General features: G+C 61.0%; 19 protein-coding genes. All 19 read left to right on the plus strand.

What is annotated here, in order from left to right:
* The first annotated feature begins 153 nt into the window (after positions 1-153).
* Positions 154-927 carry a glucose-1-phosphate cytidylyltransferase gene (rfbF, locus tag HDC30_RS06945; protein WP_095139348.1) on the plus strand — a complete coding sequence of 258 codons (774 nt, stop codon included), beginning with the start codon at positions 154-156 and terminating at the stop codon, positions 925-927.
* On the plus strand, positions 909-1,991 hold the full coding sequence (rfbG, locus tag HDC30_RS06950; RefSeq protein WP_003222822.1) for a CDP-glucose 4,6-dehydratase: 1,083 nt from the start codon (positions 909-911) through the stop codon (positions 1,989-1,991). Before rfbF ends, rfbG begins: the two co-directional genes overlap by 19 nt.
* Complete coding sequence (locus HDC30_RS06955; RefSeq protein ID WP_183781843.1) at positions 1,988-2,548, plus strand: dTDP-4-dehydrorhamnose 3,5-epimerase family protein; 561 nt, start codon at positions 1,988-1,990, stop codon at positions 2,546-2,548. Before rfbG ends, HDC30_RS06955 begins: the two co-directional genes overlap by 4 nt.
* Positions 2,545-3,771, plus strand: coding sequence for a class I SAM-dependent methyltransferase (locus tag HDC30_RS06960; protein WP_150367982.1), 1,227 nt, complete (start codon positions 2,545-2,547; stop codon positions 3,769-3,771). The genes HDC30_RS06955 and HDC30_RS06960 overlap by 4 nt, the downstream gene beginning before the upstream one ends.
* On the plus strand, positions 3,768-4,619 hold the full coding sequence (locus tag HDC30_RS06965) for an NAD(P)-dependent oxidoreductase (protein ID WP_183781846.1): 852 nt from the start codon (positions 3,768-3,770) through the stop codon (positions 4,617-4,619). Before HDC30_RS06960 ends, HDC30_RS06965 begins: the two co-directional genes overlap by 4 nt.
* On the plus strand, positions 4,616-5,686 hold the full coding sequence (locus tag HDC30_RS06970) for a class I SAM-dependent methyltransferase (protein ID WP_134785732.1): 1,071 nt from the start codon (positions 4,616-4,618) through the stop codon (positions 5,684-5,686). The genes HDC30_RS06965 and HDC30_RS06970 overlap by 4 nt, the downstream gene beginning before the upstream one ends.
* Positions 5,687-5,703: 17 nt before the next feature.
* Positions 5,704-6,441: a cephalosporin hydroxylase family protein gene (locus HDC30_RS06975; RefSeq protein WP_183781849.1), complete on the plus strand. Its 738-nt coding sequence runs from the start codon at positions 5,704-5,706 to the stop codon at positions 6,439-6,441.
* A gap of 55 nt (positions 6,442-6,496) precedes the next feature.
* The gene (locus HDC30_RS06980) at positions 6,497-9,412 is read left to right on the plus strand and encodes a TIGR00180 family glycosyltransferase (RefSeq protein ID WP_183781852.1); all 2,916 of its coding nucleotides are present in this window, start codon (positions 6,497-6,499) and stop codon (positions 9,410-9,412) included.
* A gap of 30 nt (positions 9,413-9,442) precedes the next feature.
* Positions 9,443-10,444, plus strand: a complete 1,002-nt coding sequence (gene pseB, locus HDC30_RS06985) for a UDP-N-acetylglucosamine 4,6-dehydratase (inverting) (RefSeq protein WP_047292505.1) — start codon at positions 9,443-9,445, stop codon at positions 10,442-10,444.
* Positions 10,441-11,598 carry a UDP-4-amino-4,6-dideoxy-N-acetyl-beta-L-altrosamine transaminase gene (pseC, locus tag HDC30_RS06990; RefSeq protein WP_183781856.1) on the plus strand — a complete coding sequence of 386 codons (1,158 nt, stop codon included), beginning with the start codon at positions 10,441-10,443 and terminating at the stop codon, positions 11,596-11,598. Before pseB ends, pseC begins: the two co-directional genes overlap by 4 nt.
* Positions 11,599-11,629: 31 nt before the next feature.
* Complete coding sequence (locus tag HDC30_RS06995; protein ID WP_183781859.1) at positions 11,630-12,250, plus strand: pseudaminic acid biosynthesis-associated methylase; 621 nt, start codon at positions 11,630-11,632, stop codon at positions 12,248-12,250.
* The gene (pseF, locus tag HDC30_RS07000; protein ID WP_183781862.1) at positions 12,247-12,942 is read left to right on the plus strand and encodes a pseudaminic acid cytidylyltransferase; all 696 of its coding nucleotides are present in this window, start codon (positions 12,247-12,249) and stop codon (positions 12,940-12,942) included. Before HDC30_RS06995 ends, pseF begins: the two co-directional genes overlap by 4 nt.
* Positions 12,939-14,444 carry a UDP-2,4-diacetamido-2,4,6-trideoxy-beta-L-altropyranose hydrolase gene (gene pseG / locus HDC30_RS07005; RefSeq protein ID WP_183781865.1) on the plus strand — a complete coding sequence of 502 codons (1,506 nt, stop codon included), beginning with the start codon at positions 12,939-12,941 and terminating at the stop codon, positions 14,442-14,444. The genes pseF and pseG overlap by 4 nt, the downstream gene beginning before the upstream one ends.
* A complete protein-coding gene (pseI, locus tag HDC30_RS07010; RefSeq protein ID WP_183781868.1) occupies positions 14,437-15,489 on the plus strand; it encodes a pseudaminic acid synthase in 1,053 nt (350 codons plus the stop codon). Before pseG ends, pseI begins: the two co-directional genes overlap by 8 nt.
* A gap of 227 nt (positions 15,490-15,716) precedes the next feature.
* The gene (locus HDC30_RS07015) at positions 15,717-16,643 is read left to right on the plus strand and encodes a ketoacyl-ACP synthase III (protein WP_027614228.1); all 927 of its coding nucleotides are present in this window, start codon (positions 15,717-15,719) and stop codon (positions 16,641-16,643) included.
* Positions 16,644-16,728: 85 nt separating this feature from the next.
* Positions 16,729-18,018, plus strand: coding sequence for a motility associated factor glycosyltransferase family protein (locus HDC30_RS07020; protein ID WP_183781871.1), 1,290 nt, complete (start codon positions 16,729-16,731; stop codon positions 18,016-18,018).
* Positions 18,015-18,287 (plus strand): hypothetical protein, encoded by a 273-nt coding sequence (locus tag HDC30_RS07025; RefSeq protein WP_183781874.1) that lies wholly within the window; start codon positions 18,015-18,017, stop codon positions 18,285-18,287. Before HDC30_RS07020 ends, HDC30_RS07025 begins: the two co-directional genes overlap by 4 nt.
* 237 nt (positions 18,288-18,524) lie before the next feature.
* Complete coding sequence (locus tag HDC30_RS07030; protein ID WP_007958307.1) at positions 18,525-19,385, plus strand: flagellin domain-containing protein; 861 nt, start codon at positions 18,525-18,527, stop codon at positions 19,383-19,385.
* Positions 19,386-19,458: 73 nt separating this feature from the next.
* The gene (locus tag HDC30_RS07035) at positions 19,459-19,818 is read left to right on the plus strand and encodes a flagellar protein FlaG (RefSeq protein WP_150367992.1); all 360 of its coding nucleotides are present in this window, start codon (positions 19,459-19,461) and stop codon (positions 19,816-19,818) included.
* The last annotated feature ends 63 nt before the right edge of the window (positions 19,819-19,881 follow it).

Raw genomic sequence — 19,881 nt, forward strand, 5'->3', positions numbered from 1 at the left:
CTGGCGCGTTTCCTGCAAGTCCCCCTCAAATCGCCATAAAACGAGCGCTCGCGGTCATCGCAGCGGCGCCGCAGGCGGCAAAAGGGTTAGCCAGACGGCCCGCATCGCTCAACCAAGCCATGCGCAGCCCGGTGACGAACGAGAGGGGAGACGATGAAGGCAGTTATTTTGGCGGGTGGCCTCGGCACGCGCATCAGTGAAGAGTCGCACCTCAAGCCCAAACCCATGATCGAGATCGGCGGCAAGCCAATTCTCTGGCACATCATGAAGCAGTATTCCGCTCACGGAATCCACGACTTCGTGATTTGCCTGGGCTACAAGGGCTATGCGATCAAAGACTTCTTCGCCAACTACTTCCTGCACACCTCCGACGTCACGTTCGACATGCGCAACAACCGCATGGACGTGCACCAGAACTACAGCGAGCCGTGGAGCGTCACCCTGATCGACACCGGCGAGGAAACCATGACCGGTGGCCGTCTGCTGCGTGCCGGCCGTTACCTCAAAGATGAAGAGGCGTTCTGCTTCACCTACGGCGACGGCGTTTCCGACATCAACATTGCTCAACTCGTCGATTACCACAAAGCCCACGGTCGCCTGGCCACCGTCACCGCGGTGCAGCCGCCGGGACGTTACGGTGCCCTTGAGCGCCAGGGCGATCAGGTGCTCGGTTTCACCGAAAAACCGCGTGGCGACGGTGGCTGGATCAACGGTGGCTTTTTCGTGCTGTCGCCCAAAGTCCTGTCCTACATCGCTGGCGATGAAACCACCTGGGAGGCCGAGCCGCTGGCGCGTCTGGCAGAGGATGAACAGCTGAACGCCTTCGAGCACGAAGGCTTCTGGCATCCGATGGATACCCTGCGCGACAAGAACCACCTCGAAGCGTTATGGCAGAGCGGGGAGGCCCCATGGAAGCAATGGGCCTGAGTGCGGATTTCTGGCGCGGCAAACGCGTACTGGTCACCGGTCACACCGGTTTCAAAGGCAGCTGGCTGACCCTGTGGCTGCAAAGCCTCGGCGCGCAAGTCAGCGGTTTTTCGCTGGATCCTTCGACTGAACCGAGCCTGTATGAACTGGCGCGGGTTCACGAAGGGATCAACGATCAACGTGGCGATCTGCGCGATCTCGGCGCGTTGCTGGAGATCATTGCCGACACCGAGCCGGAGATCGTTCTGCACCTGGCCGCGCAGCCACTGGTGCGTGAAGGCTATCGCGACCCGCTGGGCACTTACTCCAGCAACGTCATGGGCACGCTGAACCTGCTCGAAGCGATCCGTCAGGTCGGTTGCGTGCGCGCCTGCGTGCTGGTGACGACCGACAAGGTTTACGCCAACAAGGAATGGCTGTGGCCGTACCGCGAAGACGAAGCCCTCGGCGGCCACGATCCCTACAGCAGCAGCAAGGCTTGCTGTGAACTGTTGGCGCAGTCTTACGCCGCGTCGTTTTTCCCGGCCGACAAGTACGCTGAACACGGTCTGGCCTTGGCCACCGCGCGCGCCGGCAACGTCTTGGGTGGCGGTGACTTCGCCCCTGAGCGGCTGATTCCCGACGTGCTCAAAGCCTGGACTGCCGACGAGCCGGTGACCCTGCGTTACCCGCAAGCCGTGCGCCCGTGGCAGCACGCGCTGGAACCGCTGGCCGGTTACCTGCAACTGGCTGCCGGCCTCTACGAACAAGGCCCGGAATACGCCGGGGCGTGGAACTTCGGCCCGGGCGAGGCGGACATGTGCAGCGTCGGCGAAGTGGTCGAACTGCTCGCCAGTCGCTGGCCACAGGCACGTGGTTTGCGCATTGAGAAAAGCGAATTGCACGAGGCCGGTCTGTTGCGTCTGGACAGCAGTCGCGCCCGTCAGGTACTCGGCTGGCAGCCACGCTGGACCTTGCAGCAATGCCTGACCCAGACCCTCGACTGGCATCTGGCGTGGCAGAACGGCGATGACATGCGCAACGTCACTCTCGGCCAACTGAACCTGTACCGAGGCGCGCTGTGAGCGAGTTTTCCTTGAAACCGTTGCCGCTGGCCGGGCTGTTCAGCGTCCAGCACAGACGCTTCGAAGATCAGCGCGGGCATTTCGCCCGGCTGTTCTGCGAAGGCAGCCTGAGTGCGTTCGGCAGCGAATTTCACATCCGCCAGATCAACCATTCCTGCACCCGTAAAAAGGGCAGCGTGCGCGGTCTGCATTACCAGAATGCCAATGCGCCGGAAGCCAAGCTGATCACCTGCCTGCGCGGTGAAGTGTGGGACGTGGCGGTGGATCTGCGTCCGGATTCCGAGACCTTTCTGCACTGGCACGCCGAGCACCTCAAGGCTGGCGATGGTCGCAGCCTGTTGATTCCGGCCGGGTTTGCTCACGGCTTCCAGACTCTGAAGGAAGACGCCGAACTGCTTTACCTGCACAGCGCCGATTACGCGCCGGAGCATGAGGGCGGCTTGTCGGTGAACGATCCACGGCTGGCGATTGCCTGGCCGTTGCCTGTCAATAATTTGTCAGCGCGTGATTCCAGCCATCCTGCGCTCGATCAACACTTTGCCGGAGTGCGTCTATGAACTGCCGTGGGTGCGCCGCACCGCTGAGCCTGCCGCTGATCGACCTCGGCACCTCGCCACCGTCCAACGCCTACGTGCACGCCGAGCGCCTGGAACAGGCCGAGCAATGGGTGCCGCTCAAGGTTGCGGTGTGCCAGCAATGCTGGCTGGTGCAGACCGAGGATTACACCCGCGCCGACAGCCTGTTCGATGCCGAGTACGCCTATTTCAGTTCGTTCTCCAGCACCTGGCTGGCCCACGCCGAGCGTTATGTCGCCGAGATGGTCGAGCGCTTTGGTCTGAATGCCGACAGCCGTGTGGTCGAAATTGCCGCCAATGACGGCTATCTGCTGCAGTACGTCGCCGCTCGCGGCATTCCGTGTCTGGGTGTCGAGCCGACCCGCAGCACCGCGCAAGCGGCGCGGGAAAAGGGTCTGCAGATTCGTGAAGTGTTCTTCGGTCGCGACAGCGCTGCGCAGCTGCACAGCGAAGGCTGGGGCGCCGACCTGATGGCCGCCAACAACGTGCTCGCGCATGTGCCGGACATCAATGATTTCCTCGGTGGTTTCGCCACGCTGCTCAAGCCGACCGGCGTCGCCACTTTCGAATTTCCGCAACTGCTGACGCTGATGGCTGGCGCGCAGTTCGACACGCTGTACCACGAGCACTATTCCTACCTGTCGCTGACCGCCGTGCAGACCTTGTGCGAGCGCAATGGTCTGGAAGTGTTCGACGTCAGTCAGTTGAGCACTCACGGCGGTTCGCTGCGGGTGTTCGTGCAGCGCCAGGACGGTGAGCGTCGTGCGGTGCAGCCGGCGGTGCAGCATCAACTGCAGGCCGAACTGGATGCCGGGGTGAAAACGCCGGAGTACTACGCGACCCTCGCGCCGGCTGCCGAACACATCAAGCATGAACTGCTGCGCTTTCTGTTGCAGGCCAAGGCCGACGGCAAGCGGGTGGTCGGTTACGGCGCGGCGGCCAAGGGCAACACCTTGCTCAACTACGCCGGGGTCAAACCGGATCTGCTGGCGTGGGTGGCCGATGCCAACCCGCACAAGCAGGGCAAGTTTTTGCCGGGCAGTCGGATCCCGATTGTCGCGCCGGCGCAGATCGACATCGAAAAACCGGACTACGTGCTAGTGCTGCCGTGGAACCTGCTGCACGAAGTCAGTCAGCAACTGGCGCAAGTGCGTCAGTGGGACGGGCGCTTCGTGATCGCCGTGCCTGAGATGAAAATCCTGTGAGCGTTCTGGTCACCGGGGCCACGGGCTTCGTCGGCCGGCATCTGGTCGCGGCGTTGCTGGCGCGTGGCTGCGCCGTGCGCGCGGTGGCGCGCAAAACAGATACGGCTGCGAGCATGCCATGGATCAATGACGTCGAATTCGTTGCGGCGGATATTCACGCGTCGGATCTGGACATTGCGGCGCTCACCGACGGTATCGACGTGCTGGCGCACCTGGCCTGGCCGGGGTTGCCGAACTATCGGGCGCTGTTTCATTTCGAGCACAACCTGATGGCCGACTACCGCTTTATCAAAGGCGCGGTCGAGGCGGGTGTGGCGCAAGTATTGGTGACCGGCACCTGCTTCGAGTACGGCATGCAAAGCGGCCCGCTCGGCGAAAGTGTCGAGCCGCAGCCGAGCAACCCTTACGGTCTGGCCAAACACACGCTGCACCTGTTCTTGCAAAATCTGCAGCAGGAAAAACCGTTCACCTTGCAGTGGGCGCGTCTGTTCTATCTGCATGGCGAAGGGCAGAACCCCAACAGTCTGCTGGCAGCGCTGGACCGGGCGATCGATGCCGGCGAGGCGTCGTTCAACATGTCTGGCGGCGAGCAGCTGCGCGATTTTTTGCCGATCGCCAGCGCCGCCGATTACCTCGCCACGATCGTCCATCAGCGCGATTTCAACGGCGTGATCAATTGCGCCAGTGGCCAACCGGTATCGGTGCGCGCACTGGTTGAACAACGGCTGCGCGAGCGCGGTGCGGCACTGAATCTGAATCTCGGCCATTACCCTTATCCGACCCATGAACCGATGGCGTTCTGGGCCGTGACCGAGCGTTTGCAACAGCTACTGGGAGAGCCGCAATGAGGCACGAGTTGTATCGGGTCACCGACCTGCCGGTGTTGCAGAACCGCACCTTTGCCGACCCGGAGTCGGCCAAGGCTTCGGCCAGCGCCGACATGCTGCTGGTGCAGGATGAGCGCAGCGGCCTGATCTTCAACGCCGCGTTCGATGCCGACAAGCTCAGCTATGACGCCGACTATCAGAACGAGCAGGCCCATTCGGGCCAGTTCCAGAAGCACCTGAGCGACGTCGAAGGCATCATCGCCAAACACTTCAAGGGCCAGGAGCTGATCGAAGTCGGCTGCGGCAAGGGTTACTTCCTTGAGTTGCTCAAGGGCCTCGGTTATTCGATCACCGGGATCGATCCGGCCTACGAAGGCGAAAACGCCGACGTGATCAAGGCGCCGTTCACCCGTGGTCTTGGCCTGGCAGCTGACGCCATCGTCCTGCGCCATGTGCTGGAACACATCGAAGACCCGGTGAGCTTTCTGGCGGTGATCGCCGAAGCCAATCAGGGCGGGCAGATCTACATCGAGGTGCCTTGCTTCGACTGGATCCTCGAACACAAGGCCTGGTTCGACCTGTTCTACGAGCACGTCAATTATTTCCGCCTCGATGACCTGCGCCGGATGTTCGGCACCGTGCACGAGGCCGGTCATCTGTTCGGTGGCCAGTACCTGTACATCGTCGCCGATCTGTCGACGTTGCGCCTGACCCCGCAGCAACCGGTGCCACGCCTGACGCTACCGGACGGTTTCACCGCCAGCCTTGAGCGCGCGGTGCAGATCATTCAGTCCGCACCCGAGCAGGGTTCGGCGATCTGGGGCGCATCGTCCAAAGGCGTGATCTATTCGCTGTTCCTGCAACGCGCGGGTGTCGCGGTGGATCGTGTGGTGGATATCAACCCGGCCAAACAGGGGCGTTATCTGCCGCTGAGCGGCGCGCGAGTGTCCTCGCCGCAAGAGGCGATGGATGCGCTGCCCGAAGGCGCCCACCTGTTTGTGATGAATTCCAATTACCTCGAAGAAATCAAGCGGATGACCGGTGGACGCTACGTCTATCACGCCGTCGATAGCGCTTCGTTCCAGTGACCATTGAGACTTTGAACATGACCGATAACAGCATCAACCAAGCTTTCGAAGCCGAGTGCCGCGAGCAGATCGCCCAGCAGGGCGACGACCAGAAACTGACTGGCCTGGCCCGTGATTTCTTCAACGAATCGGCCAAACACAAGTACAGCTACCACTTCTCGTGGATGGGCCGCCCGATCATCCAGCTGCCGCAGGACATGATGGCGATGCAGGAGATCATCTGGCAGGTCAAGCCGGATCTGGTCATCGAGTGCGGCATCGCCCACGGCGGTTCGATCATCTACTACGCCTCCCTGCTGGAGCTGCAAGGTCACGGCGAAGTGCTGGGCATCGACCTCGACATCCGCCCGCACAACCGTGAAGCGATCGAAAGCCACCCGATGGCCAAGCGCATCAAGATGATCGAAGGTTCGAGCATCGACCCGGCCATCGCCGCTCAGGTGCAGGCTGCGGCCAAAGGCAAGAAGGTCATCCTGGTGCTCGACTCCAACCACACCCACGACCACGTACTCGAAGAGCTGCGCCTGTATGCGCTGCTGGTCTCGGTCGACAGCTACTGCGTGGTGATGGACACCGTGGTCGAAGACATGCCGGCCGATTTCTTCCCGGATCGTCCATGGGGCCCGGGCGACAATCCGAAAACCGCGGTGTGGAAGTACCTGGAAGAGAACCAGGACTTCGAGATCGACCAGCAGTTGCAGAACAAGCTGCTGATCACCGTGGCGCCGGACGGCTATCTGCGTCGCGTTCGTTAATTCGCAACATCACCAAAGCGTTATCTCGGCGAGTCGCCGGTTGTGGAGAGAAGTTATGCAAGGCAAGTACAGTTCTGAACTGGCGCTACCGCTCAACGAGCTGTTGACCGTGGTGCTGATTACTCACAATCGGCCGGCGTTCCTGCGTCGGGCGGTGAAGTATTACAGCAGCTTGCCCTGCCGGATCATGGTGCTCGACTCGACGGTCGAGCGGCCTGAAGGGGATTTTTCCGCCGTCGATTATCACCATGTGCCGCAGTTCGCCTACTGGGGCATGCAGGCCAAACTGGCGTACGGTGTAGAGCGACTGACCACGCCGTACATGGTGCTGGCGGCTGACGACGATTTCATCCTGCACGATTCGCTGGCCGACTCCGTCGGTTTCCTGCAGGCGAATCCGGACTATGGCATGTGCCATGGCTATTGCCTGATGTACCTGACGCTGTCCGGTGGTGTGAGCTATTACCGTCGCGACAAGAAAGTCCAGGAAGATTATGCGTCCGAGCGGGCTCAGGATCGGGTTATCGACTACATGAGTCAGTACATCCCGCCGTTTTATGCGGTGACCCGTACTGACCTGATGAAAACCTGGCACTCGGCATTGCCGGCGGGGACCAATTTCCAGTGGCAGGAAATCGGCCACGTGTACTTCCTGCTGGCGAGTGCCAAGGCGCGGATTCTGCCGATGCCCTATGTGGTGCGCGAGATCAACTACGGCAATTCCGAGCACAGCACCGAGGTGTATCACTCGTTGACTTACGTCGACGCCAAATCGGTCGCCGAGCGAGAAGCGTTCGCTGAATTCCTCGCGTCGCTGCCGACCGGTATCAAGGATCTTGATGCGCAACAGGGCAAGGCGTTTGCCCTGCAGAGCTTCGAGGCGATGGTCGACAGCCTGCAAAGCGGCCGGGCACTGACGGCGGAGCTGATTATTCAGTCCACCTGGAATCAGTCGCTCAAGAGGCCTGATCGGCGGTTCGGGCCTTTGCAATACGTCGAGATGCCGTTTTACAACCAGCCATTTTTCGATCGTCTGGAACAGTTCGAATTCATGCTGCACGCCATGCCCGCCGGGCGCATTCAACTGCGCGACCTGGAGGGTGTGTGGACCCGTCAGGCGCACTTGCTGCAGGCGCGCAACAACGATACCCCGGAAAGTGTTCTGGATCGCTTGTGGCAGGCGCACGACCTCAATGCGTTCAACCGCACCGTGGTCAAGCGTCTGGCGCAACAGCTGGAGCTGGCCGGCGAGGACAAAGAGGCGCAGACAATGCGCGACTGGAATGCTCGTCTCGAAGCGTTGACGGTGGAAGACCATCATCAGGTGTTCGACCAGACGCAGTCCGGCCGACTGCTCAAGTGGCTGGATTCGCGTCAGGCCGATGGTGCTCAGTTGGCATCGATTGCCGAGCACCTGTCGGTCAACGGCGGTGGCCCGCAATTCGGCATCTTCCTGCTGGATCTGGACGATGACATCGACAAGTTGCAGGTCAGCCTCGACAGCCTGCTCGAAGGCCAATGCAAGGCGTTCAGAATTGTCGTGTTCACCACCGGCGAAGCGCCGGCGGCCACCACGGCGCAGAACACTTTGCACTTTGTCCGGGTTACGCCGGCCAACCTGGTCGATAAACTCAATCAGAGTGCCCGTCAGTCGCCGTGCGACTGGGTGCTGCTGGCCGAGGCGGGCGACGAGTTCACCGCCAGTGGTTTGTTGCGCGCCAGCCTGGAGTTGATGTCCGCAGGCGATTGCCGTGCTGTTTCCACCGACGAGATTCAGCGCGGGGAGAAGGGCGCGCTGATGGATGTGTTCCGTCCCGGCTTCAACCTCGACCTGCTCTTGAGCCTGCCGGGCCTGATGGCGCGACACTGGCTGGTGCGGCGTGACGCTTTGATCGAGGTAGGCGGCTACCGCGCCGATTTCAACAAGGCGCTGGAATTTGACGTGCTGCTGCGCATCATCGAAGAGCACGGTTTGAACAGCCTGGCCCACCTCGACGAGCCGCTGCTGATCACCGAAGCCGCGTCGCTGGAAGAAAACGCGCATGAGCGTCTGGCGCTGTTGCGCCACCTGGGCAATCGCGGCTACAAGGCCAAGGTCACCTCGGCGGTGCCGGGCATTTATCAGATCGATTACCACCACAGTGATCGTCCTCTGGTATCGATCGTGATTCCGGCCGGCGATGACCTGCCCGCCCTGCAACGCTGTCTCGAAGGGGTGCAACTGCGCACCCGTTATCACCATTACGAGATCCTGATCGCCACCACGGCCACGCAATCGGCCCAGGTCAATGACTGGCTGGGTACGTACCAGCATCCGAAAGTCCAGGTGCTGCGTGCCGATCAATCACTGAGCGTACCGGCATTGCTCAACGCCGCCAGCCGCCAGGCGCAGGGCGAATACCTGGTATTGCTTGCGGCCGACGCGGAAGTGGTCAACCCGAACTGGCTGGACTCGCTGCTCAACCATGCCCTGCGTCCGGAAATCGGCGTGGTTGGGCCGAAGCTGGTCGATCGCGACGGCAAAGTCAGCCAGGCCGGGCTGATCCTTGGTATGCATGGCGGGGTGGGTTCGGCGTTCGTCGGTGAGAAACATGATGCCGACGGCTATCTGTACCGGTTGTCGGTGGAGCAGAACTGCTCGGCGGTATCGAGCGTGTGCCTGATGGTGCGCAAAGAACTGTTTGAAGCATTGGGTGGTCTGGACGACAGCACATTCGGCGACGCTTTCAACGATGTCGATCTGTGTCTGAAAGCCGCTCAGGCCGGTTACCTCACGGTATGGACGCCGTCGGTGCAGGTCCTGCATCAGGGCGCGATTGCCCAGGCACCCCAGGCACTGGCAGCGCTACAGGAAAAATGGGCCGCCGCGTTCGCTCAGGATCAGGCGTACAACGCCAACCTGAGCCTGAGCGGCAAAGGGTATGGTCTGAACGACAGTGCGTCGCTGGACTGGTCGCAGTTACTCGCTTGAGTCCGTCGGACAAGGAACAGGAATCAGCACATGTTCAACGGTAAATCGATCTTCATCTCTGGCGGCACCGGCTCGTTCGGGCGCAAATTCATCGCCCGTCTGCTTGAGCAATACCAGCCCAAGCGCGTGGTGGTGTTCTCCCGCGATGAGCTCAAGCAGTACGAAATGCAGCAGACGTTCAACGCGCCGTGCATGCGCTACTTTCTCGGTGACGTACGCGACGCCGATCGTCTGCGGCAGGCCATGCGCGGCATCGACTACGTGGTGCACGCGGCGGCGCTCAAGCAGGTGCCGGCGGCGGAGTACAACCCGACCGAATGTATTCGCACCAACGTCAATGGCGCGGAGAACATCATCGCCGCGGCCATCGACAACGGCGTGAAGAAAGTCGTCGCGCTGTCCACCGACAAGGCTGCCAGCCCGATCAACCTGTATGGCGCAACCAAGCTGCTCTCGGACAAGTTGTTCGTTGCCGCCAACAACATTGCCGGCGAGCAGCAGACCCGTTTTGCCGTGGTGCGCTACGGCAACGTGGCCGGATCCCGTGGCTCGGTCGTACCGTTTTTCAGCAAGCTGATTGCCGACGGTGCGCAGGAGTTGCCGATCACCGACGAGCGCATGACCCGTTTCTGGATCACTCTGGATCATGGCGTGCAGTTTGTTCTCGACAGCTTTGCGCGGATGCACGGCGGCGAAGTGTTCGTGCCGAAGATCCCGTCGATTCGCATCGTCGATCTGGCGCGGGGCATGGCCGAGCATCTGCCGCACAAGAACGTCGGTATTCGTCCCGGGGAAAAACTGCATGAACTGATGGTGCCGCTGGACGATGCGCGGATGACCCTGGAGTTCGCAGACCACTACACCATTCAGCCGTCGATCCGCTTCACCAGCGTCGATGTCGATTTCTCCATCGACAAGCTCGGCGAACATGGGCGGCCGGTGAGTGAAGATTTCGAATACCGCTCCGATACCAATCCGCACTACCTCTCGGTCGGGCAGATCGCCGAGCTGCACGCGAAGTTGTCGGCATGATTCCCTACGGTCGGCAGAGCGTTGATCAGGCGGACATCGATGCAGTGGTCGAGGTGCTGCAATCGGACTGGCTGACTCAAGGGCCGACTATCGAGCGTTTCGAGCAGGCGGTGGCCGAGCGATGCCAGGCCGACTTCGCCGTGGCGGTGTGCAACGCCACGGCGGCGCTGCACATTGCCTGCCTCGCGGCCGGCCTTGGCCCGGGCGATCGCTTGTGGACCACGCCGAACACTTTTCTGGCCTCGGCCAACTGCGGGCGCTATTGCGGCGCCGAGGTGGATTTCGTCGACATCGATCCGCTGACCTGGAATCTCGATGCCTTCGCCCTCGCCGCGAAGCTCGATCACGCCGAGCAGGACGGCACGCTGCCGAAAGTGTTGGTGGCGGTGGCGTTCTCCGGGCAGAGCTGCGACCTGCGCAAGATTGCCGAACTGGCCGAGCGCTACAACTTCACGGTGATCGAAGACGCCTCGCACGCCGTGGGCGCCAGCTACGCCGGGCGTCCGGTGGGTTGCGGGGAGTTTGCGGCGATGACCGTGTTCAGTTTTCACCCGGTGAAGATCATCACCAGTGCCGAAGGCGGCATGGTCCTGACCAATCGCCCGCAACTGGCCGAGCGTCTGCAACGCCTGCGCAGCCATGGCATGACCCGCGATCCGCAGCACATGAACGAACCCAGCCACGGCCCGTGGTATTACCAGCAGATCGAGCTGGGCTTCAATTACCGGATCACCGAGTTGCAGGCGGCGCTGGGTCTGTCGCAACTGGCCAAACTGGACGGGTTTATCGCCCGTCGCCGCGAACTGGCGGCGCGTTACGACCGTTTGTTGGCCTATCTGCCGCTGACCTTGCCCAGCGCGCAGCCGGAGGCAGAATCGGCGTGGCACCTGTACGTGGTGCGCCTGCAGACCGAGCGCATCGGCCTGACCCACCGTCAGGTGTTCGAAGGCTTGCGTGCCGCCGGTATCGGCGTGAACCTGCACTATATTCCGGTGCATTTGCAGCCGTACTATCGCGACCTGGGTTTTGCCGAAGGTGACTTCCCCGAAGCCGAGCGTTATTACGCCGAGGCGATCAGCCTGCCGCTGTATCCGCTGCTCAGTGACGAGCAGCAGGATCATGTGGTTGAGCAATTGCGCCGGCTGACCGAATAAACCCCGCTGCGGCGGCGAATGAGACTGTGCAATGCGTGATCTGAGTGAGCAGGAAAAATTCTGGCAGGGCGATTTCGGCAACCAGTACGTCGATCGCAATGTCGGTCAGCCCCTGGTGGCGGCCAATCTGGCGTTGTTCGCCAAGGCCCTGAGCCGCGCCGGGCGCATTGACAGTGTGGTTGAGCTGGGCACCAATGCCGGCAACAACCTGCAGGCGTTGCATCAACTGCTGCCGCAAAGTGAGTTGTTCGGCGTTGAGATCAATGAAAGCGCCTGTGCTCAGGCGCGGGCACTGGGCATCGCGCAGATCTGGCACGGCTCGCTGTTCGACTTTCCGCGCGAGCGCAGTTACGACCTGACTCTGAGCAAAGGCGTGCTGATCCATCTGGCGCCGGAGCTGCTGCCGACTGCCTATGCGCAGCTGTATGAGCTGAGCCAGCGCTACATCCTGATCGCCGAATACTACAATCCGGCACCGGTGGAAGTGTCCTATCGCGGCAACAGCGGCAAGCTGTTCAAGCGCGATTTCGCCGGGGAAATGCTTGATCGTTATGCCGATCTGCAATTGCTCGATTACGGCTTTGGTTATCACCGTGACCGGCAATTCGCGGTGGACGATATCACCTGGTTTCTGCTGGAAAAACGTCCTTGAACAGCGTCGCAATCATCCCGGCCCGTGGCGGCAGCAAGCGCATCCCGCGCAAGAATCTGTTGCCGTTCGACGGTGTGCCGATGATTGTCCGCTCGATCCGAACGGCGCTCGACAGTGGCCTGTTCGAACAGGTCGTGGTCAGTACCGATGACGCGGAAATTGCTGAGTTGGCGCTGGCCCACGGTGCGCAAGTGCCGTTCCTGCGCCCGGTTGAACTGGCGGATGATTTCACCGGCACCGCTGCGGTGATCGTGCATGCCTTGCAGCAACTGCCAGCCTTCGATTACGCCTGCTGCGTGTACGCCACGGCGCCGTTGTTGCAGGCGCGCTTTCTGAGTGAGGGATTCGAGCTGCTGCAACAGCATCCGCAGAAGTCGTTTGCTTTCTCCGTGTGCAACTTTGGTTTCCCCGTGCAGCGGGCGTTGACGCTGGACGGGCAGGGCGCATTGACGGCGTTGTACCCGGAGTTCCGCAACACCCGCTCGCAAGATCTGCCTGAAGCTTTTCAGGACGCCGGCCAGTTCTACTGGGGCCGTAGCGAAGCGTGGTTGCGCGGTGAAGTGTTGTATTCAAGCGCCAGCCTACCGGTGCTTCTGCCGCGGCATCTGGTGCAGGACATCGATACGCCGCAAGACTGGAAACGCGCCGAATACCTCTACGCCGCGCTCAAGGCCGGCGGAGAACTGCAATGAGAGTGCTGATCCGCGCTGACGCTTCGCCGACCATCGGCAGTGGCCACATTGCCCGTTGTCTGACGCTGGCGCGAGTGCTGCGCAAACAGGGCAGTCATGTCGCGTTTGCCTGTCGGCGGTTGCCCGGGCATCGGCTCGATGCCTTGGCTGCCGAAGGTTTCGAGACCTTCGCCTTGCCGGACTTCTACCCCGAAGAAGACCCGCAGCAAGCCATCGAATCGATGCTGCCGTGGCAGGCTGATATCGATGCGCTGGCTTCGCTGCTGGAAGGGCGTGAAGGGTTCGACTGGATCATCGCCGACCACTACGGCCTCGATCATCACTGGCAAACCGCGGCCCGTCGCTGGGCGCCTCGGATCGCGGCGGTGGACGATCTCGCCACCCGGCATTACAGCGTCGATCTGCTGCTCAATCAGAACTTGTCTGGCCTCACCGAGAACTACGCGCCGCTGCTGCCCGAAGACTGCCGCACCTTGCTCGGTCCGCGCTACGCCATGCTGCGCGAGGAGTTCGTCTGTCCGGCCATTGCGATCAAGCCCAAGGCGCGCCGGGTGCTGGTGAATTTCGGTGGTTTCGATGCGGCGATGCAGACCCATCACGCGATGTTGGCGCTGCAGGATTTCGCAGAGCTGGAAGTGGATTTCGTCGCCGGTGCAGACAATCCTGCGTGGGCGCAAATGCAGACACTGGCCGCAACACGGCCGCATTGGCGCCTGCACAGTTTCGTCAGCGATTTCCAGCAGCGCATGACCGCGGCCGATCTGTTTATCGGCGCGGGTGGCGGCACCAGTTGGGAGCGTGCAGCCCTCGGCCTGCCGACGATCTGCATCGCGGTATCGAACAACCAGAAAGCCAACGGCGAAGTCATGGCAGCGGCGGGGGCGCATGTGTTCATGGGCGCCCGCGAGCAGGTCAGCGTCGAACAACTGCGCGACGCCATCGGTTTTGTCGTCGACAATGTCTATCTGCGCCAGAGTCTGGCCGAGCGTTCACGGCAACTGGTCGATGGGCGCGGTGCGTTGCGCGTGGCGGCGGCGCTGGCCGGTGCGGTGCTCAAGCTGCGCCTGGCGACTCTGGATGACGCGCAATTGCTGTTCGACGGGCGCAATGCCGAGGCTGTACGCCGTTGGTCACTGGACACTGGCGCAGTCGAATGGCCGCAGCACCTGAACTGGCTCAATGCGAGCCTGTGCAACCCGCAACGTCTGCTGTTGATTGCCGAGGCCGATGACGGCGCGGTCGGCGTCTTGCGTTATGACTTGCGTGGATTCGAGGCTGAAGTGTCGCTGTATCTGCTGCACGGGCGTTTCGGTCTGGGTTGGGGCAGGGCGCTGCTGGCGCGAGGCGAGGCGTTCGTCCGCGAGCACTGGCCGCAGATGACCGCCATCACCGCTCAGGTGCTGCCGGGCAATCGCCCCTCTTTGAATGTGTTTCGTGACGCCGGATTCACCCAGAGTGCCTGCGCGTTCACCAAGGTTTTGAAGGATCACCGCGATGAGTAGTTTCAAGATTGGCGAGCGTCTGATCGGTGCCGATGCGCCGCCGTTCATCATTGCCGAGATGAGCGGCAACCATAACCAGTCGCTGGAGATGGCTCTGCAGATTGTCGAGGCCGCCGCCAAGGCTGGCGCGCATGCCTTGAAGCTGCAGACCTACACCGCGCAGACCATGACCCTGGATCTGGCCGAGGGCGAGTTTTTCATCAAGGACCCGAACAGCCTGTGGGCCGGTACTTCGCTCTACGACCTGTACGAGAAGGCCCACACGCCGTGGGAGTGGCACGCACCGATTTTCGCCCGGGCCAAAGAGCTGGGCATGCTCGCGTTCTCGACGCCGTTCGATGACACGGCGGTGGACTTTCTCGAAAGCCTCGATGTGCCGGCGTACAAGATCGCCAGTTTCGAAAACACCGACCTGCCGTTGATCCGCCGTGTGGCCGCGACCGGCAAACCGCTGATCATCTCCACCGGCATGGCCAGCATCGCCGAGCTCGACGAAACCGTGCGCGCCGCCCGCGAGGCAGGGTGCAAGGATCTGGTGCTGCTCAAATGCACCAGCACTTACCCCGCGACCCCGCTCAACAGCAATGTGCGCACGATCCCGCATCTGCGTGAGCTGTTCGGTTGCGAGGTAGGTCTTTCCGATCACTCCATGGGCGTTGGCGTGTCTGTGGCCGCTGTGGCGCTCGGGGCGACGGTGGTGGAGAAACACTTCACCCTCGACCGTTCGGCGGGCGGGGTCGACGCCAGTTTCTCGCTGGAGCCGGCGGAACTGGCCAGCCTGGTGGTGGAAACCGAACGCGCCTGGCAGGCCATGGGCCAAGTGCATTACGGCGTCACCGAGGCCGAGCGCAAGTCGCTGGTCTATCGCCGCTCGCTGTACGTCACTGCCGACATGGCGGCCGGTGAAGCCTTTTCCGGGGACAATCTGCGCGCCATTCGCCCAGGTCTCGGTCTGCCGCCCAAGCACACCGATGCCGTCCTCGGTCGCCGCGCTCGTCAGGCGATCAAACGTGGCACGCCGCTGGACTGGTCGTTGGTCGAATAACCCGATCTGCAACCGATTCGGCAAAATAGCGTGACCTGCGAGTCATAACGCGCATCTTCACTGTATTGTATTGACCGGGGAGATGGCGCCTGGCCGTGTAATCGGTTCCAGTGATAGCCCTTTGCGCTCCCCGTGGCTGCCCTTTGTGGCGGCCGTTTTCTGTTTGTCGGCGCCCCTCGAATCCTTGCGAGCGGTGGTTTTGGGCTGTTTTTTATTGGGAAGCCGTAATGATTGGCATAAAAAGCATTGCGAGCTACGTTCCTGTAGCCGGCGTGGACAATTACGCACAAGGTGCAAAATTCGAGAAGGATGAAGAATTCATCCTTGGCAAAATCGGTTCGGCCTTCCTGCCGCGCAAAGATGCTGAACAGGAAACCTCCGATTTGTGCGTGGAAGCGGCCAATGCGCTGTTTGCCAGCAACCCTGAACTTAAGCGTGAATCGATCGACGCACTGATCGTCGTCACCCAGAACGGTGACGAAGAAGGTCTGCCGCACACCGCTGCCATCGTCCAGGACAAGCTCGGTCTGCCGACTAATGTCGCGGCGTTCGATATTTCCCTGGGCTGCTCCGGTTACGTCTACGGCATCTACGCGATCAAGGGCTTCATGGAAGCCGCCGGCCTGAAGAATGGCCTGCTGATCACCGCTGACCCGTATTCGAAAATCGTCGACCCGGAAGATCGCAACACCACCATGCTCTTCGGCGATGCCGCCACGGCGACCTGGATGGGTGAAGACCCGGCCTGGGCGCTGGGCAAGGCCAAATTCGGCACCGACGGTTCGGGCGCACCGCACCTGAAAGTCACCGATGGCGTGTTCTTCATGAACGGGCGTCAGGTGTTCAACTTCGCGCTGCTCAAAGTCCCGGCGCACTTGCACGAATTGCTCGACGACTCTGGCCTCAAGGCTGACGACATCGACGCCTTCTGCATTCACCAGGGCAGCGCGGCGATTGTCGATGCGGTGGCGCGGCGTTTCGAAGGCGAGCCGGAGAAGTTCATCAAGGACATGGTCGAGACCGGCAATACCGTGTCGTCGAGCATTCCGTTGCTGCTGGAAAAACACGTACTCGATTCCGACTGGCAGCGCATTGCCCTGAGCGGTTTCGGTGTCGGTCTGTCGTGGGGCTCGGCGATCATCTATCGTCCTTGAGTCGGTCAAAAACGGCGGATACAAAAATAGCGTTCAAGGTTACCCTTGAGCGCTATTTTTTTGCCTGAATGGAGCGCTAGGCGGCATGAGCGAGTTTTTCCAACCCAACGCCCAGGTCATCCAGCGACGCTGGCCGGCGTTGTTCGAGCGGCTGATGGCGGAAGACACCTCAGTCGTTCAAGCCGAACTGGTGCAGGGCTTGGGCTCGACGCTCAGTGTCAATGGCATTCAACTGACCAGTCGCCACGACCGCATCCATGAAGCCCGCATCCAGGCGGCCAGCCTGGCGGAAAAATCGCAGTTGCATGTCTACGGCACTGGCCTCGGCGATTTGCCAACGGTGCTGCTGGAGCGCGCTGGCCTTGAGCGGTTGTACGTGCATATCCTCAATGGCGCGGTGTTTGCGCTGGTGCTGCAACTGCTCGATCAGCGCCCGTGGCTGGAAGATCCGCGTGTGCAGCTGTTCTATGCCGGTGATCTGTCAGACATCTGCACACCGTTTTTCGCCCTGCCGGCCGAGATGCTGCTGGCTGATGATTTCAACGCGAAAATCCGCGATCGGCTGGTCAGCGAAGTGCACCTGAGCTTCAACAATCGCGAGTTCGATCCAAACTTGCCGTTCATTCAGCAGCGTCTGCAGGACTGTTTGCCGGTGTTGCTGGGCGATGATGATGTGGCGCAGTTGTTCGGCACGGCCAGTGGCCGGGAAATCTATGTGATTGGCACCGGGCCGACGCTGGAAGGGCATTTCCAGCGTCTGGCGGCGGTGCATGCGCAGGCTGAACGTCCATTGTTGATGTGCGTCGATACCGCTTACCGGCCACTACGCGAACACGGCATCGTCCCGGATCTGGTGGTCACCATCGATCAGCGCATCAGCTTTCGGCATTTGCCGTTCGAGGACTCCGCAGGCATTCCGCTGGTGTATCTGCCCATGAGCGATCCTGCAGTGTTGACCGCCTGGCAGGGTAAACGCTACGGCGGTTACTCGGCCAGCCCGGTGTACGCCGCGTTGCGCGAGCAATATCCGCGCGGGCAACTGCATGTCGGTGGCAGCGTGATTCATCCGGCGGTGGACCTGGCGGTGAAGATGGGGGCCGCGCGCATTACCCTGTTCGGCGCCGACTTCGCCTTCCCGATGAACAAGACCCATGCGGGCTGGAATGACGGTGATCTGGGGCCGGGGGTCGATCAGGCGCGGCATTGGGTGCAGGACGGCCATGGCCAGCGGGTCAGCACCCAACTGAACTTTCGCGGCTATCTGTGTGTGCTGGAGCGTTATATCGCCGCGCATCCGCAGGTGCAGTTTTTCAACAGCAGTCGCGCGGGCGCACTGATCGCCGGGACGCAGTTCAATCAGGAGTTTGTGCAATGACGACGATTGACCAGTGCGTCGACGAGTGCCGTCAGTGCGCCGGACTGTTTCGTCTGGGGCGTGATGTCGAGGCGGCGCTGGATATGGTCGAGGTGTTCGAGGGTGCGCAGCAGTTGCTGATCTCTGCGCCTGCGCCGATTCAGCAGGACTGGTCCTTTGTGCTCACGCACATGCTCGATTGTCAGGAGCGTCAGGACTGGCTGGGGTTGGCTGACTGGATGGAGTACGAGTTGATCGAAGTGTTGCAAAAAGTACGATCGGCAAACTGACCGACCGCGCTGGCCCGCGGCTTTGCGTGCGGGTCGGTTTTATGACGTCATTTTTTCGCAGGTGGGAGGGCGCTAAGCCCTTGTTTTCTCGGGGGTGGCAGGGTGATGGCAAATTTTTTTCAAAAAGCCCTCAAGCAACTTGCCAACCCGACGATAACTATTACGAAGGTTCTCTAGGCCATTCCAGGCGGTTGCCAGGGCCGGAAGCCGCAGTACCCAACCAACGAGGAATTCGTCATGGCTTTAACAGTAAACACCAACACCACGTCGCTGAACGTTCAAAAGAACCTGAACCGCGCTTCCGACGCTCTGTCGACTTCGATGCAGCGCCTGTCTTCCGGCCTGAAAATCAACAGCGCAAAAGACGACGCTGCTGGCCTGCAGATCTCGAACCGTATGTCTTCGCAGATCCGTGGTAACACCCAAGCCATCCAGAACGCCAACGACGGTATCTCCGTTGCTCAGACCGCTGAAGGCGCTCTGCAAGCTTCGACCGACATCCTGCAGCGTATGCGTGAACTGGCTGTTAAAGCACGTAACGGCACCAACGGCACTGCTGACCAGACCGCAACCAACGCTGAATTCGCTCAGATGTCTGACGAAATCACCCGTATCTCGGCTGCTACCAACCTGAACGGCAAAAACCTGCTGGACGGTTCGGCTGGTACTGTGACCCTGCAAGTTGGCGCAAACACCGGTTCGGCTAACCACATCGACCTGGTACTGAGCTCCAAGTTCGACGCCGTCAGCCTGTCCGTAGGTAGCGGTACTGTAGTTCTGACTGGTACCACCGGTACTGGCGCTGGTTCTGCTTCGCAGAACATCGACAACGCGATCACTGCAATCGACGCCGCTATCGCTGCAATCGGTGCAACTCGTGCCAGCCTGGGTGCTTCGCAAAACCGTCTGACCAGCACCATCCAGAACTTGCAGAACATCACCGAGAACACCACTGCTGCACAAGGTCGCGTACAAGATACCGACTTCGCCGCAGAGACTGCTAACCTGACCAAGCAGCAAACCCTGCAACAGGCTTCGACCTCTGTTCTGGCTCAAGCCAACCAACTGCCTTCCGCTGTACTGAAGCTGCTTCAGTAATTTCGGAATGAGTTTGGGCGGGAGGGTGCGCTGGTCGCGCTCTCTCGCTTTTTTACGTTAGGAGGTGATGAGCATGGACATGAGCGTAAAGCTTAACGTGTCTTATCCGGCTCCCAAGCCAGCGACGCCTGTTGCTGATAAGCCGTCGGAGACGCCAAAGGCTGTACCGGCCGACGCACCGGTCGCTGACAGGAAAAGTCAGCAAACGGATGACGCCAAGTTGAAACTGGCCGTGCAAGAGATCGAGAAGTTCGTTCAATCGATCAAGCGTAACCTGGAGTTCTCGATCGACGAGCACTCTGGCAAGGTCATCGTCAAGGTGATCGCAAGCGAGACGGGCGAGGTGGTACGCCAGATCCCCTCCGCAGAAGCACTCAAGCTCGCAGACAGCCTCGCCAACGCAAGCCATGTGTTGTTCGACGCCAAAGTCTGATAGCTGGCATGAATAGTGTTTGTCTTTCTTGAATGACGCCTGGATGGGTCAAAAGTCTGGCAA

The sequence above is a fragment of the Pseudomonas sp. JAI115 genome (assembly GCF_014200835.1).
GTDB classification, from domain to species: Bacteria; Pseudomonadota; Gammaproteobacteria; order Pseudomonadales; family Pseudomonadaceae; genus Aquipseudomonas; species Aquipseudomonas putida_A.